The 14,821-nt window shown below is 40.8% G+C and carries 11 protein-coding genes; 3 read left to right on the top strand and 8 right to left on the bottom strand.

Annotated features, from left to right (window positions below; genetic code table 11):
* Positions 1-75: 75 nt before the first annotated feature.
* The 7 genes from AACZ73_RS15795 to AACZ73_RS15765 form a co-directional block, all read right to left on the bottom strand.
* Complete coding sequence (locus AACZ73_RS15795; protein WP_339879307.1) at positions 76-780, bottom strand: RsmE family RNA methyltransferase; 705 nt, start codon at positions 778-780, stop codon at positions 76-78.
* 74 nt (positions 781-854) lie between these two features.
* Positions 855-2,636, bottom strand: a complete 1,782-nt coding sequence (locus AACZ73_RS15790; RefSeq protein ID WP_339879305.1) for a DEAD/DEAH box helicase — start codon at positions 2,634-2,636, stop codon at positions 855-857.
* Between the two features lie 326 nt (positions 2,637-2,962).
* Positions 2,963-3,754 carry a queuosine precursor transporter gene (locus AACZ73_RS15785; protein WP_339879304.1) on the bottom strand — a complete coding sequence of 264 codons (792 nt, stop codon included), beginning with the start codon at positions 3,752-3,754 and terminating at the stop codon, positions 2,963-2,965.
* On the bottom strand, positions 3,751-4,668 hold the full coding sequence (locus tag AACZ73_RS15780; RefSeq protein ID WP_339879302.1) for a ribonuclease Z: 918 nt from the start codon (positions 4,666-4,668) through the stop codon (positions 3,751-3,753). Before AACZ73_RS15780 ends, AACZ73_RS15785 begins: the two co-directional genes overlap by 4 nt.
* Positions 4,665-5,045 carry an STAS domain-containing protein gene (locus AACZ73_RS15775; protein ID WP_339879301.1) on the bottom strand — a complete coding sequence of 127 codons (381 nt, stop codon included), beginning with the start codon at positions 5,043-5,045 and terminating at the stop codon, positions 4,665-4,667. The genes AACZ73_RS15780 and AACZ73_RS15775 overlap by 4 nt, the downstream gene beginning before the upstream one ends.
* A gap of 107 nt (positions 5,046-5,152) precedes the next feature.
* Complete coding sequence (locus tag AACZ73_RS15770) at positions 5,153-6,091, bottom strand: phosphoribosylaminoimidazolesuccinocarboxamide synthase (RefSeq protein ID WP_339879300.1); 939 nt, start codon at positions 6,089-6,091, stop codon at positions 5,153-5,155.
* Positions 6,092-6,150: 59 nt separating this feature from the next.
* The gene (locus AACZ73_RS15765) at positions 6,151-7,260 is read right to left on the bottom strand and encodes a toxin-antitoxin system YwqK family antitoxin (protein ID WP_339879298.1); all 1,110 of its coding nucleotides are present in this window, start codon (positions 7,258-7,260) and stop codon (positions 6,151-6,153) included.
* A gap of 484 nt (positions 7,261-7,744) precedes the next feature.
* Between AACZ73_RS15765 and AACZ73_RS15760 the strand changes: the two genes are divergently transcribed.
* Genes AACZ73_RS15760 through AACZ73_RS15750 form a run of 3 tightly spaced genes read left to right on the top strand, consistent with a single transcriptional unit; the run spans position 7,745 to position 13,590 of the window.
* Positions 7,745-9,139 (top strand): TolC family protein, encoded by a 1,395-nt coding sequence (locus tag AACZ73_RS15760; protein WP_339879296.1) that lies wholly within the window; start codon positions 7,745-7,747, stop codon positions 9,137-9,139.
* 15 nt (positions 9,140-9,154) lie between these two features.
* Positions 9,155-12,424 (top strand): efflux RND transporter permease subunit, encoded by a 3,270-nt coding sequence (locus tag AACZ73_RS15755; protein ID WP_339879294.1) that lies wholly within the window; start codon positions 9,155-9,157, stop codon positions 12,422-12,424.
* A gap of 47 nt (positions 12,425-12,471) precedes the next feature.
* A complete protein-coding gene (locus AACZ73_RS15750) occupies positions 12,472-13,590 on the top strand; it encodes an efflux RND transporter periplasmic adaptor subunit (RefSeq protein ID WP_339879293.1) in 1,119 nt (372 codons plus the stop codon).
* A gap of 35 nt (positions 13,591-13,625) precedes the next feature.
* Here the strand turns inward: AACZ73_RS15750 and AACZ73_RS15745 are convergent, their stop codons facing one another.
* Entirely contained in the window at positions 13,626-14,804 is a 1,179-nt protein-coding gene (locus AACZ73_RS15745; protein WP_339879413.1) for an acetyl-CoA C-acyltransferase, read from the bottom strand.
* Between the last annotated feature and the right edge of the window lie 17 nt (positions 14,805-14,821).

Genomic DNA, 14,821 nt, shown 5'->3' with positions numbered 1-14,821 from the left:
TTTGATTCTAAATTAATGAAAATGCAATAGTATATTCAACAACTGCTTTAACTGATCAAGAAAAAAACGAATATTTTATCTGTTTAGTGTTTGAAGCATCTGAACAGCAGCCAATCCAGCAGTTTCTGTTCTAAGTCTCGCCTCACCCAATGATACGGGCTTAAATCCTGATGCTAGCGCTTTTTTAATTTCCACGGGATCAAAATCACCTTCTGGACCAATTAGAATCAGGTATTTTCCATTTGGATCTGCGCTATCAAATAAGTGATGATCATGATTTTCATCCACGTATGCGATGAATTTTTGATAACCTGCAAATTCTTCAGAATCTAGGATTTCATCCAGTTTGGAAATTGAATGAAGAGTAGGTATTCTGTATTTCAAACTTTGCTTGCAGGCAGAAATGATTTTTTTCTCCAGTCGGTCAGTTTTCAGATAAATCCTTTCAGAGTTCATAGTTTCTAAAAGCGTGATTTCATGAAAACCAATTTCTGTAATTTTCTCCACCATCCATTCCATACGATCCGGACTTTTGGTAGGAGCTATTGCTAGATGAATGTGGAAATTATCTGGTTCTACTTCTGTTGTATTGAGAACTTTGAGGCTTGTCTTTTTTGGATTGGCTTCCAGAATCACACATTCAAATAGTGTCCCTTCTCCATTTGTGACGAATACATGATCGCCCTGTTTTTTGCGCAGCACTCTGCAGAGATGCTTAGACTCATCAGGCTCAAGAGTGATTAGAGGGGGAGATATGTTTTCCTGAAAAAAGAGTTGCATTGATATTACTAAGACACAAAAAAAGCACATTTCCTTAAGAAATGTGCCTTAGTACCATATAAACCTTATACCTATTATCCTTTAGAAACTTCCATGCTGACAGACTTGCCTTTGATGGTGTTGTTCTTCATTCCGTTGATTACTTGATCAGCATCTTTAGAAGGAACATCTACAAAAGAGAAGTTGTCATATATATCGATACCTCCAATGCTACGACCTGGTACGCCCGTTTCACCAGCAATTGCACCTACGATATCATTTGGACGAATTCTGTCTTTTTTTCCAAGATTCAAGAATAGACGAGTCATGTTAGCTTCGCGAGCTCTTTCTGGTCTTTTACCACCGTCTCTAGAGCCACCGTCACGAGATCCGAATTCTCTTCTTCTCTCACCACCGCGTTCTCCACCTCTTTCATTTCTTCCACCTCGTTCGCTACGCTCACCTCTTTCAAATCTACCGCTACGTTCGCCTCTTCCGCCGTCACGTCCGCCTTCTCTTCTTCTATCTCCACCACCGTAAGTATCGATGCTAAAGTTCTGCTCACTCATTTCTTTCACTGAGTCGCCCATTACTATTTTGATCAGACCTACAGCCACTTGATCTATGGTTAGACCTTCTGCAAGCATCTGTCCGATAGTTGCTTCGAAGATTTGATTGTCTCCTTCTTTCTGAACTTGCTCAGTTACATCTTTCACAAATTGAGCTTTTTTCAACTCAATTAATTCTGAAGCAGTAGGAGGTGACATTTTCGTGATAGTAGCTTTGGTATATCTTTCCAAATCTCTCATCTTGAAGTTATCTCTTCTGCCTGTTACGAAGTTGATAGCTTTACCATCTCTACCTGCACGACCAGTACGACCGATACGGTGTACGTAATATTCTTCGTCTAATGGAAGGTCATAGTTGAATACAGCCTCTACATTATCTACGTCAATTCCTCTTGCAGCTACATCCGTTGCAACAAGCACTTTGCAATGTCCTTTACGGAACTTGCCCATTACTTTGTCACGCTGAGCTTGAGAAAGGTCACCGTGTAGTGCATCAGCAGCAATTCCTCTAGAGATCAAGCCTTCAGTAACTTCATCTACCATACGCTTAGTATTACAGAATACTACACTAAGGTTGATGTTGTGAACATTCATCAAACGAGCCATCAATTCCAATTTCAATGGATTCTTAACTTCGTAATAAGTTTGCTCAATATTAGAAACAGTTAATTCCTTCTTATCGATTTTTACAATCTCAGGATTAGTCTGATACTTTCTAGTCAAGTCCATGATAGGTCTTGCCATAGTAGCAGAGAAGAAAACTGTTTGTCTTTCTTCCGGCATTTCCTGAAGGATAGCCTCGATATCATCTCTGAAGCCCATGTCTAGCATCTCATCAGCCTCATCCAATACTAGGATGCCTACTGAGTCAAGCTTCAAAGTGCCACGATTGATGTGATCTTGCACACGGCCTGGAGTACCTACGACGATCTGAACTCCTTTACGAAGAACTCTGATCTGACGATCGATAGACTCACCACCATAAATAGCAACAGAATTTATCTGTCTATGATATTTAGCAAGTTTTTGAATTTCTCCTTCTACCTGAACTGCAAGTTCACGAGTAGGGCAAAGAATAATTGCCTGTGGCTTGTTGAAATCCGAATCGACAAGGTCGATAATTGGAATAGCAAAAGCTGCTGTTTTACCAGTACCGGTTTGAGCTTGTCCAATGACATCTCTACCCTGTAGGATAAAAGGAATTGATTGTGATTGAATTGGGGAAGGTTGGGTGTAGCCCATCTCTTCCACTGACTTAAGAATTTCCGCAGAAATTCCCAAGTCTGAGAACTTGAGTGTTTGATCCATGATGTTTCCTTAATTTCCCTGCCATTCGGTCCTAATAAATATCCCGACAAGCAACAGTAAGGAATTCACGGCACGAAAAATTGTTATTTGTCTTATTGACGGTGCAAAAGTATGATTAATAATTTGGAATACCAAACTGTATCTGAAAGTATTTAGAATATTCCTTAAAAATTGACGGTATTTGGAGATAAATATTTGGTTGGAGGGAGATAGGGCTATTCTTTAAGAATAATAATTTGTTAAGAAGTCGATTAGATTAATTGAAAATGCCTTTGGAAGCAATTTTTAATTCTGATTCTCAAAACTTATCAATCATCCAATATCATTTATAGAAACGACTTATTCTCACTTGCCTCTTCAATCATTTCCTCAGCAAGATCTTTACCTAGGTATTTATCAATAATGCCATGGGCAACGTAAAGTAAGGGAGTGAGTACTATCGCAACGGTCATTTTATAGATGTAATTCATGATCCCTACCGCGATAATTTGACTGAGACTCCAGTTTCCAAAAACGTAAAAAGCTATTCCCAATACGACGAATGAATCAATGAATTGACTGACCAGGGTGGATCCTGTAGCTCTAAGCCATATTTTGTTTTCTCCTGTGACAGATCTTAGCTTTTGGAAAACATAAACATCGATCAACTGTCCAAGTAAGAATGCGGTGAGGGAACCGATGATAATTCCCAGTCCTTGGCGGAAGATTGTATTGAAGGCATAGCTTATGTTGAAGCTCTCCCCATCTGGGGTCGTCGCATTTACATCCAACCAAAAATCTGCAGGTGTCAATGCTGTGACTACACTAATCACTATGAATGCATAGGCTATCAGTCCAGCAGTCAAAAATGAAATTTTCTTTACTCCTTTTTTGCCGAAGTACTCATTGATAATATCAGTAGTAATAAAAACCACTGGCCAAATTACAGCCCCAGCAGTCAAATTGAAGTCCAATAAATACTCTCCAAAGAAGGTCCAATTTACAGGATCAAAACCAAGTGTTTTCTCAGCGGAGAAGATCTTCACTCCGATGATTTCAGCTAAAATCGCATTGGTCAGGAAGATGCTTCCAAGGATTATAAAAAGATTAGTCTTTCTGGAGTTTTGAGACTTGTTCATAGTTCATAAGTTGAGCCTTCTTCACTTAAGATGGAATTTTCAAAAATCGTTTTAGCTTCCTCCAATAAAGGCTCAAGATCCAAATAGCGAGAAGAGAAGTGTCCGAGTAACAACTTTTTCACTTGACTCATTTTTGCTATTTCTGCTGCTTGCTTTGCAGTACTGTGAAAAGTCACTGCTGCCCTTTCTAAATTGTCATCCATAAAGGTGGACTCATGATATAGCAGGTCCACATTTTTGATGTATTGCTTCAGTTCAGGATTGTAGATCGTATCCGAACAATAGGCGTAGGATCGGAGTGGGGGCAAAGGGTGAGTATATGCTTTTACCGTGTAGAGTTTTCCTTTCTCATCTCGATAATCTTGTCCTTTGCGAAGTGACTGAATCGCAGCAAGCGGAACTTCATTCTGCTCAAGCTTTTCTTTAATCATACTTTTCAATCCATGTTTTTCTTTAACCAGAAAACCTGTAGTAGGTATCCTGTGCTTCAATGGAAAGCTAAATACTTGGTAACTGGAAGTTTCCAGAAGTAAGTTTAGACCGTCGTCATGTGTTTCCACGAAATTCAGTGGATAGGGCAATTTTGTATTGCTATACCTGAAATTGGTGGTGATGATTTCGTCCAATCCCTTTGGTCCATAAATGGTCAGGGGTGAAGTACGCTTTCCTAAACTATAGCTGGAAAGCAATCCAATTAGGCCGTAATAATGGTCTCCATGAAGATGTGAAATAAAAATATTTGAGATTTTGGAGACTTTAACTTTAAAAGCACGAGCTTGTAGCTGCATGGCTTCTCCGCAATCCAGCAGTAAAAAATCCTGCCCAAATCTAACGACTTGGGCAGTATGATGTCTTCCATGCACAGGGATGGAAGATGTGTTTCCTAATATGGTGACTTCAAAGTCCGGGATCAACCTTCTTCCTCCTCTTCTTCGCCGTTTTCGATTGCATGCATAAAGATGGCCTCGCTAGCCTCTTCAAGAGAGCTTACCAAATTTAGTTTTTTATCCAGCATAGATATTTTCAACAGCTTCATTACATGATCCTGCACGCCAGAAATGATGAAAACACCACCGTTTTTACCAAACTCACGATCCCCAACCAGCAATGCACTAAGCCCGGAAGAATCTACATATTTCACTTCGCTCATATCTAAAACTAGATTTTCGAAGCCTTCAGCATGAATCGTCAGCAATTCAGACTTTAAAACTGGAGCAAGTAAAGAATCCAATTTTTCTTCCTGTGGAGTGAAGATGACGTACTGTTCTTTTTTATCAATTGAATATTTCATTTGTTTATAATTGTTTTTTAGCGGTCATATGGAATGCCCTAAATAATCATTCCCCTGTGTGAGACTTTTCTCATGGGCATTTCATGTGTTTATTGATTTTTATTCTATTAGCCTAGGTGTGAAAGTATTGCGTTTTCAATTCTAGACTCAATTTCTGTTGTGTTTGCTTTTTGGAATTTCTCTCCGGTAATTTTTTCGAAGAGCTCAATATAGCGATCAGAGATACTTTCTACAATTTCATCCGTCATTTCTGGCACAGTTTGTCCATCCTTGCCTTGAAAGCCGTTGGAAATCAACCATTGTCTAACAAATTCCTTGGAAAGTTGTTTCTGTGCGATTCCCTTAGCCTGATTTTCTTCGTAGCCATCAGCATAGAAATAGCGGGAAGAATCCGGGGTATGGATTTCATCAATCAGGAGAATTTTATCTCCGACTTTTCCAAATTCATATTTTGTGTCCACCAATATCAATCCCATCTCATTAGCCATTTCCTGACCTCTTTGGAATAAAGCTCTAGTGTACTTTTCTAATTGAATATAATCCGCTTCACTTACGATTCCTTGCTTGAGAATTTCTTCTCTAGAAATATCTTCATCGTGCCCTGCATCAGCTTTAGTGGTTGGCGTGATGATAGGTTCTGGAAATGGATCATTTTCACGCATATACTCAGGCATGGCTACTCCACATAGAGTTCGCTTCCCAGCTTTATGTTCTCTGGCAGCATGGCCAGACATGTATCCGCGGATGACCATTTCCACCTTAAATGGTTCGCAACGAGTCCCAATTGTGACGTTTGGATCTGGGATAGAAGTCACCCAATTAGGTACGATATCGGAAGTAGCATTAAGAAATTTGGCTGCGATCTGATTCAAAACCTGCCCTTTGTAAGGAATTGGCTTAGGAAGGACCACGTCAAAAGCTGAAATCCTGTCGGATGCTACCACAACCAATTCTTTGTCAAACATATAGACATCACGAACCTTGCCTTTGTAAAATCCTTGCTGTCCCGGGAATTGAAAATGGGTTTCTTTTATTGCGTTACTCATCCTTATTTCGTTTCGGCAAAAATAGAAAAAGCTTTTCCTTTCTGCTCTTGCCGGGTCTATTATTTATTGATTTTGTTACCGTTTTCGTAGTATTCTGTGTTGATCAACTTTTCATTCTCGTCAAAAAACTCCCGTTTACCGGTCATTTTTCCATCCTGGAATCTTCTGATTTCCTCCAATGAACCATCTTCCCTATATATTCTTACTTCCCCCTGGACTAGATTGTTTTGATAGTTGATGGCAAAGTAAACTTGCCCATTTTCGAAATAGTTGATTTCTAAAACGGGATTTCCAAGTTTATCAAAAGTTCTTTTCTGTTCAAGTTTTCCCGAAGGATAATACTTTTCAGTTGGTTGGGTTGGAATTCCTTTTTTGAAAACTGATTTTTCTCTCAACTTTCCATTTTCGTGAAAAGATAGAAACTCCCCGTCTTCATAGCCCTTTTTATAATTTCCCCGTCTTTCGGGAGATCCATCTGGATAATTCAGTTCATAAACCCCATCCAGTACTCCGTCGGAATAGTCTATGACTGATAATACTTGGCCATCTTCATAATATTGAGATTCTCTTCCATCTAAATTTCCATCGGAATAGGTGGCAGAAACCATCAGTTGCCCGTTTTCATAAAACTCCTGAAAAAGTCCGTCATAGCGACCTGCTGAGAAATATACTTTCGAGGCTTGCTTTCCAGACTCATAAAAGGTTTCGCTGAGGCCATTTGGTTTATTTGCAGAAAAGTTAGTTTTGTCACTCACCTGACCAGATTCAAAGTAAGTTATTACTTCACCTTCAATCTGATTATCTAAATAGGTGGAAGTCTGCTTTAGCTTTCCTTCAGGGAAAAAACTTTTAGCCTCTCCGGATCTCACATTATCCACAAAAGGAATAATCCTCAAGGTATCGCCAGTTTCTGGGTCCAGATCTATAAATAGGCCATCTCTCTGGTCTCCTTTCAGATTCCCGATCTGTACTAGATTTCCTTCCTCATCGAAACGTTTGATTTCACCATAAGCTTTTCCATTCCTTAAAGTGAAGATTTCTTTCAGTAAGGTTTCTTCTTCATCATAATAGGTTTTAAGCGTATCCTGAGCCCACAAGGGGTTAATCACAAAAAATAATAAAATAAGAAAACCTAAGCGCACGATGACAGGAGTTGTTTGGAATTGCAAGTTGCTAAATGTCAGGTAATATTTGAATACTTTTAGAAAATCTCAACTATTGGGTTTAAAAACCTACCGTGATATATGAAATTGGTTGGATTTTAGAAATCCTTGAAGGCTGCCAATCAAAAGTTTTTCTGAATTTCTTTCATGGATCAAATTCCCCTTTTGTAAAAAAGTTAGGCAAGGCTATCAATGAATTTGTGATATAAAACCAATATGGTAGTAACATGCAAGAGGAATGGATGTATATACACCGATAGAAATTATTATGGTGGTATTTCCATTTCAGAATCCATTAGCAATGGAAAATATACCAACCCAATAAGCCCATTTTTAACTCAGCTTCTTAAGAGAACCTACTTGGTATGAATTCAAGCTTTAACTCATTTCATTTATCATGTAGCTCTTCGAAGCATATTACTGTCAAACACAAGTTGGTAAGACTGTCACATTTTCGTCTTTCCATCCTGCTAGAATGAAAATGTCACCTATGAATAAACTCTTACTAACTGGTCTCTTTGCATATTTCCTTTTTGGAAATCAGATGGTGCATGTTCAGGCTCAGGACGTACTTACAATAAAGGAAGCGGTGCAAATTGGCATTGAGAATTATGGTGCAGTGCGTGCAAAAGGGTTTTATGCAGAGTCTTCCAACGTGCTTGCAGACAAGGAAAGGAGGGAGTACCTCCCTGACTTCACGCTATCTGCTCAACAGGATTACGGCACTGTAAACGGAATCATTAGTCCTTTATGGGGTTTTGGAGGCTATGGAGTTTCTTCTTCTGGCTTGCCTCGTGGCGAGCAAAACTGGGATGCGGCGTTTGGGGCTTCTTATGTGGCTAATATCAACTGGGAAGTATTTGCTTTTGGCAGAGCCAAAAAAAGAATTCAAACTGCTGAAGCTGTAGCCTATCGGGATGAAAAGGATCTCACTCAAGAAATATTTCAGCATCAGGTGAAAGTGGCGAGCGCATATCTGGATGGTGTAGCGGCCCATAAGCTTACGGCATCCTTCGAGAGAAATATGGAACGTGCTGAGACTTTCCAGAAGATAGTCAAGGTAAAAGCAAGGAATGGTTTGATTGCAGGAGTGGATTCTTCCCAGGCAGACGCAGAGTATTCCAATGCTAAAATTGCCTATCTCCAATCTCTTGACAGGGAATTGGAAGCACAAAATAAGTTGATGAATTTACTTGGGATTGTGGATCGAGAGTACGTACTGGATACTTTATTCCTTTCCCAAGCTCCGGAACAATTTATGGCAGATACCAGTATTGCCAATCATCCTATTTTAGAATGGTACCGGGCCCGTGTAAATCTAAATGAGCAACAGACGGCTTATTTTCGGACTTTCAATTATCCTTCCATCTCTATGGTTGGAATCGTCCAAACCCGGGCATCTGGCTTTGGTCCAACCTATAATGTGGATAATACCGACTTCTCACATTCGTATTGGAATGGGATTAATCCCACCAGATCAAACTACCTGATCGGAATGGGGATAACGTGGAATCTTTCCCAGATTCTCAGAACCTCCAAGCAGGTTCAATCACAGAAATTAATAAATGCTGGGCTTTTGGAGGAATACAAACAAGCCGAACAGCAAATAATCTTACAGGGGAATTTGTCAGACAAAAAGCTACAAAATGCATTGGAAAGCGCAGTGGAAGCCCCGATTCAAGTTCAGGCAGCATCTCAGGCATACCAGAGTCAACTTGCTTTATATGACAATGGACTTACCGATTTAGTAAATGTCACACAAGCTTTTTATCTCTTGATCCGCGCAGAAACTGACCAAGCTATCGCAACAAACAATGTGTGGCAGGCTTTGCTGTTTAAAGCTGCTGCAGCGGGAGATTACAGCTTATTCGAAGACCAACTTTAAACCACAGAGATTAAAATGGAATTGATACGTTTCGCCTTAAGAAAACCGATTACAATTTTAGTGGTTGTTGTGGGACTTTTGTTCTTTGGTTTCAAGGCTGTCAACACAATTAAGATTGATATCTTCCCTCAATTGGATCTTCCTGTACTGTATCTGTCGCACCCCCATGGTGGATATATGCCTGAGCAAATGGAGGCGTTTTATGGGAAGCGTTATGTAAATATTTTCCTCTTTGTCAATGGTATAAAGCAAATCACCACGAAAAATATTCAAGGTCTTACCTTGATGAAAATAGAGTTTTATCCGGGAACAGATATGGCTCAGGCAGCCGCGGAGATCAGCGCATTTTCCAATAGGATACAGGCAGCTTTCCCCCCTGGATCAAATCCGCCATTTATCATACGATTCGATGCTTCCACTTTACCGGTGGGTCAATTGGTACTCAGCTCCGATACCAGAAGCAACAATGAGTTGCTGGACATCGCAAACATCAATGTCCGCTCAACCTTTACAGATATTCCTGGTCTTGTCTCATCACCACCTTTTGGAGGAAGTTCCAGAACGGTAGTAATCAAAGTAGATCCACAAAAGCTTCGTGAGCATAACCTTACTCCGGATCAGCTAGTTGAAGCTATGCGCGTGAATAATATCACTACCCCTTCTGGTAATGTTAGGATAGGTGATGTGAACTATCTTACTCCTGCGAATACCATTTTAAGCACTGTGGAAGAATTTGAAGATATCCCGCTTTTCAAAGAAGGAATACATAATCTCTACATGAAAGATGTGGCTGTGGTAGAAGATGGGGCAGATATCGCTTCAGGATATGCATTGGTAAATGGTAGGAGATCAGTATACCTGAGTATTGCAAAAAGCGCGGATGCATCTACTTGGGAGGTAGTTCAAAACTTGAAAAAATCCATTCCAAGCATACAGGATCAACTTCCCGAGGATGTGAAGCTTACTTTTGAATTTGATCAGTCACAATATGTAATCAATTCTGTGGATAGTTTGATGCATGAAGGGATCATAGGTGCAATACTCACAGGATTGATGGTACTGTTGTTTCTCGGAGATGCCCGCGGCGCTTTGATTGTGATTTTGACGATTCCTGCATCCATTATCACTTCTGTGTTGTTTTTGAATTTGTTTGGCCAGACCATCAATATCATGACTCTTAGCGGACTTGCTTTGGCTATCGGGATTTTGGTGGATGAAAGTACAGTGACAATTGAAAACATTCACCAGCACTTTGATATGGGAAAACCAAAAGCTTTGGCTATCTGGCATGCATGTTCGGAGATAGCTTTCCCAAAACTCCTGATTTTACTTTGTATTCTGGCAGTATTCGCCCCAGCATTTACCATGGGCGGTATTCCCGGTTCACTTTTCCTTCCACTCGCTCTGGCAATTGGATTTAGTATGATAGCTTCCTATTTTCTTTCGCAGACATTTGTACCCGTATTGGCAAACTGGCTGATGAAAGTAAAACATCACATCAAGCCTGATGGAACTCAAATGACGGACCGGGAGGAAATGGAGTTAGCAGGATTGGATACTTCTATGGCAAGTAGCCATGAGCAGAAAGTGTTGCTAGCTGAAAGGATAGATGTAAACAAAGATGGGAAGGTGAGCTTTTTCGAACGATTTAGAAGAAGATATCTGGCGTTGATTGATTCATTGATTCCTTATCGCAAACCTGTTTTGATCATTTACTTGATAGTCAGTATTGGGATGGTCGCATTATTGGTGAATAGTATAGGAAGGGATGTGCTACCAAGAGTTGATGGGAGTCAGTTTCAGCTGAGAATGAAACTGCCGGATGGTACCAGAATGGAAACTACCGAAGCTGAAACCATTAAATTACTTGCAGGAATAGATGAAATAGTAGGGAAGGAAAATGTCTCAGTTACTTCTGCCTATGTAGGGCTACATCCTCAGCTTTATTCTATCAATCCTGTGTTCCTATGGATGTCCGGTCCTCACGAGGCAGTGCTTCAGGTAGCTTTGAAAAGTGAATATGAGGTGAATTTGGATGAACTGAAGGATGCAATCCGTGAAAAGGCCCATGCAATCAATTCACAGATGAGTTTGTCTTTTGAGCCAATTGAATTAACTGATAAAATTCTTAGTCAAGGGTCTCCGACGCCCGTGGAAGTTCGCTTCGTAGGCAGGAATAAGGCTCAAAATAGAGAATACGCCAGGAAATTAATGGATAAGTTGAAAACCATTGAATACCTCAGGGATATTCAGATCGGACAATCTGTCAACTATCCAACTATCAATATCAAAATAGATAGGCTACGTGCAGCACAGCTAGGAGTGGATATCAGTGATGTGTCCCGTTCTCTAATTGCCTCTACTTCCTCTTCGAGATTTACCGAAAAGAATGTTTGGGTGGATAAACCGAATGGCAATACGTACAATGTCCAAATTCAGGTGCCGGAAGGGCAAATGAATAGCATAGAGGAAATCGGGCAGATTCCTGTCAAAAGAAATTCCGCACGTCCTGTATTAAGCGACATAGCGACATTCGAAGAAGGGAGAACTGAAGGTGAAGTGGATAATCTTGGAGCAAATCCTATGCAGACTGTTACCGCCAATGTCAATGATACGGATCTGGCGACAGCTGCGGCAGATGTACAGGAAGCAATAGCTTCGCTTGGAGAATTGCCTAGAGGACTCACTATAGAATTGATAGGAATGAGCGCAACACTTATTGAAACACTGGATAGTTTGGAAGGCGGTCTATTGGTGGCCATAGTTGTTATCTTCTTGATGCTTGCGGCAAATTTCCAATCCTTCAAAGTCTCAGGTGTAGTGTTAGTGACTGTCCCTGCAGTATTGATGGGCTCCTTGCTTTTACTTATTGCTACAGGGTCCACACTCAATCTTCAGTCTTACATGGGCATAATCATGTCAGTAGGGGTTTCGATTTCCAATGCTGTTCTGCTCATTACCAATGCGGAAGAACTTCGTCTGAAAAATGCAGATGCAACCAAGTCAGCATTAGAAGCTGCTTCTTTGAGAGTCAGGCCTATTGTGATGACTGCCATGGCAATGGTAGTAGGAATGATTCCAATGGCAATTGGAATGGGAGAGGGCTCAGAGCAAACCTCGCCATTAGGAAGGGCTGTAATTGGTGGCTTGATTGCTTCCACTGTCGCTGCTTTAGTCATCCTTCCAATTGCTTTCGCTTGGGCTCAGGCAAAAACTTCAACCCAAAGTGTCTCTCTAGATCCCGAGGATGATCAAAGTATCCATTATGTGCCAACATCCAATTAATCCATTCCACTGTTTTGAATATGATTGATAATCTAATTACCCGAAAAATGATTACTACTCGATATAGAAAGTTTGCGATTCCTCTTTGTATTGTGGTTGGGCTGGCTTTGCAAAGCTGTAAATCTGAGGGAAAAAAAATGGATGAAAACAATTCGGAAACGGCCGTTTTGACTCATCAAGGCTTTCTTTTAAAAAAGGGCGAGGTTTCATCCACCTTCAGAATTCCTGGGGAATTGATAGCAAATCAGCAGGTAGATCTCTACGCTAAGGTCAGTAGTTTTGTGGATAAACTGCTAGTTGACGTTGGGTCTGAAGTGAAGCAAGGTCAACTTTTAGTTACCTTGGAAGCGCCGGAGATCAGCTCGCAGCTTGCAGGAGCAGAGTCACGATTGAAATCCTTTGAAGCCGTTTACCTAGCAAGCAAAGCTCATTACGATCGTCTGGTGAAAACCAGCAAGACTCCTGGTACTATTTCCCAAAATGATCTGGATATGGCTTTTGCCAATGAGCAATCGGATATGGCTAAATGGGAATCTGCTAAAGCTGCTTTCCGTGAAATCGCTGATACCAAAAATTATCTGGAAATAAGAGCTCCATTCTCTGGAGTAATCACCTCTAGAAATGTAAGTCCTGGAGCATACGTAGGTCCATCAGGAAGAGGATCTGAAATGCCTCTTTTCACCCTTTTGGAACAGAAAAAGCTACGTCTCGTAGTCAACGTACCTGAGCTATATGCAGCAAGTCTGAATAAAAGTGATAGCGTAGAATTTACAGTGCGCTCATTTCCGGGAAAGATATTCAGTGCAGAAGTTTCTCGTTTGGCCGGAGCTTTGGACGATCGTTTGAGATCTGAGAGAGTCGAAATGGATGTGGATAATACTGAGGGTGAGCTTTTGCCAAAAATGGTGGCAGATGTCACGATTCCAGTGAATACAAACGGAAGTAGTTTTGCTGTCCCTCAATCGGCTATTCTCAATTCTACATTAGGCATGTTTGTGATTAAAGTAGAGAATGACAGTTCGGTTTGGGTTCCGGTAAGCGTAGGTAGGAGTGGAGGAAACATTACCGAAGTCTTTGGAGAATTAACCGATGGCGATGTTTTATTAAAAAGTGTTTCCGAAGAAATAAGAGACAAAGCTCCTATAAAAGTAGAAATCACCGAGTGATTACTCGGTGATTCTAAATCATGATTTCAATTTGATTACATTTTTTCAATAACCATAGCCGAAGCACCGCCGCCACCATTACAAATTCCAGCTACGCCTATCTTGCCGTTTTTCTGATGCAAGACAGAATTTAAGGTAGAGATAATTCTGGCACCAGACGCTCCGAGCGGGTGTCCCAAAGAAACAGCTCCGCCAAATACGTTTACTTTATCGTTATCCAGGTTTAACTCTTTTTGATTGGCAAGCGCTACAGCCGAGAAAGCTTCATTGATTTCATAGAAATCTATGTCTTCCGAAGTTAAGCCAGCATGTTGAATTGCTTTTGGGATGGCAAGAGCAGGAGCGGTGGTGAACCAGAGTGGGTCAGTTGCCGCATCGGCAAATCCTCTGATTTTTGCCAAAGGCTTCAAGCCCAATTCCTCTGCTTTTTCCTTGCTCACCAAAACTAAAGCAGAAGCTCCATCATTCATGGTAGAAGCATTGGCGGCAGTTACAGTTCCTTCTTTGTCAAACACCGGCCTAAGTGAAGGTATTTTATCAAACATTACATTTTTATATTCCTCATCCTCATCTATAAGGATACTTTCTCCTTTTCTCCCTATAATCTCTACCGGAATGACCTCATCTTTGAAATAGCCTTTTGCCCAGGAATCTGCAGAGCGCTGATAGGATTGTATAGCATATGCATCCTGAGCTTCTCTGCTAATATTCATTTCCTTTGCGGTATTGTCGGCGCAGTTTCCCATCGGGAATTTATAATAAACTTCGAAAAGCCCATCTTTTACAAGTCCGTCCACAAATTCTGCATTGCCATATTTGTAGCCAAATCTCGCTTTAGGTACGTAGTAAGGAACATTCGACATACTCTCCATACCACCGGCCACCACTACATCATTGATTCCGAGCATAATGGACTGGGCTCCGAACATGACGGCTTTCATCCCTGAAGCACATACTTTATTCACGGTAGTACATGGTACGTTATAAGGAATTCCAGCGGCTATGGCTGCCTGACGTGCAGGAGCTTGTCCAAGATTAGCGGAAATCACATTTCCCATAAAAACTTCCTGAACAGATTCTGATTTTACGCTGGCTTTTTCAAGTGCACCTTTAATGGCGGTGCTGCCTAATTCTATTGCTGTCAATCCAGCCAGTTTTCCGCCGAAACTTCCTAAAGGTGTTCTCACAGCGGAAACAATATATACTTCTTTAATCATAGTTATTTGGGTTT

Origin of the sequence: uncultured Algoriphagus sp., assembly GCF_963974835.1 — a bacterium.
Lineage (GTDB): Bacteria > Bacteroidota > Bacteroidia > Cytophagales > Cyclobacteriaceae > Algoriphagus.
This window is presented reverse-complemented; position numbering and strand designations above follow the sequence as displayed.

Excerpts from the sequence above, each read along its gene's own strand:
- AACZ73_RS15750 (WP_339879293.1), top strand. The coding sequence starts at position 12,472 with ATGATTACTACTCGATATAGAAAGTTTGCGATTCCTCTTTGTATTGTG.
- AACZ73_RS15795 (WP_339879307.1), bottom strand. The coding sequence starts at position 780 with ATGCAACTCTTTTTTCAGGAAAACATATCTCCCCCTCTAATCACTCTT.
- AACZ73_RS15790 (WP_339879305.1), bottom strand. The coding sequence starts at position 2,636 with ATGGATCAAACACTCAAGTTCTCAGACTTGGGAATTTCTGCGGAAATT.
- AACZ73_RS15775 (WP_339879301.1), bottom strand. The coding sequence starts at position 5,045 with ATGAAATATTCAATTGATAAAAAAGAACAGTACGTCATCTTCACTCCA.
- AACZ73_RS15755 (WP_339879294.1), top strand. The coding sequence starts at position 9,155 with ATGGAATTGATACGTTTCGCCTTAAGAAAACCGATTACAATTTTAGTG.
- AACZ73_RS15760 (WP_339879296.1), top strand. The coding sequence starts at position 7,745 with ATGAATAAACTCTTACTAACTGGTCTCTTTGCATATTTCCTTTTTGGA.
- AACZ73_RS15785 (WP_339879304.1), bottom strand. The coding sequence starts at position 3,754 with ATGAACAAGTCTCAAAACTCCAGAAAGACTAATCTTTTTATAATCCTT.
- AACZ73_RS15770 (WP_339879300.1), bottom strand. The coding sequence starts at position 6,091 with ATGAGTAACGCAATAAAAGAAACCCATTTTCAATTCCCGGGACAGCAA.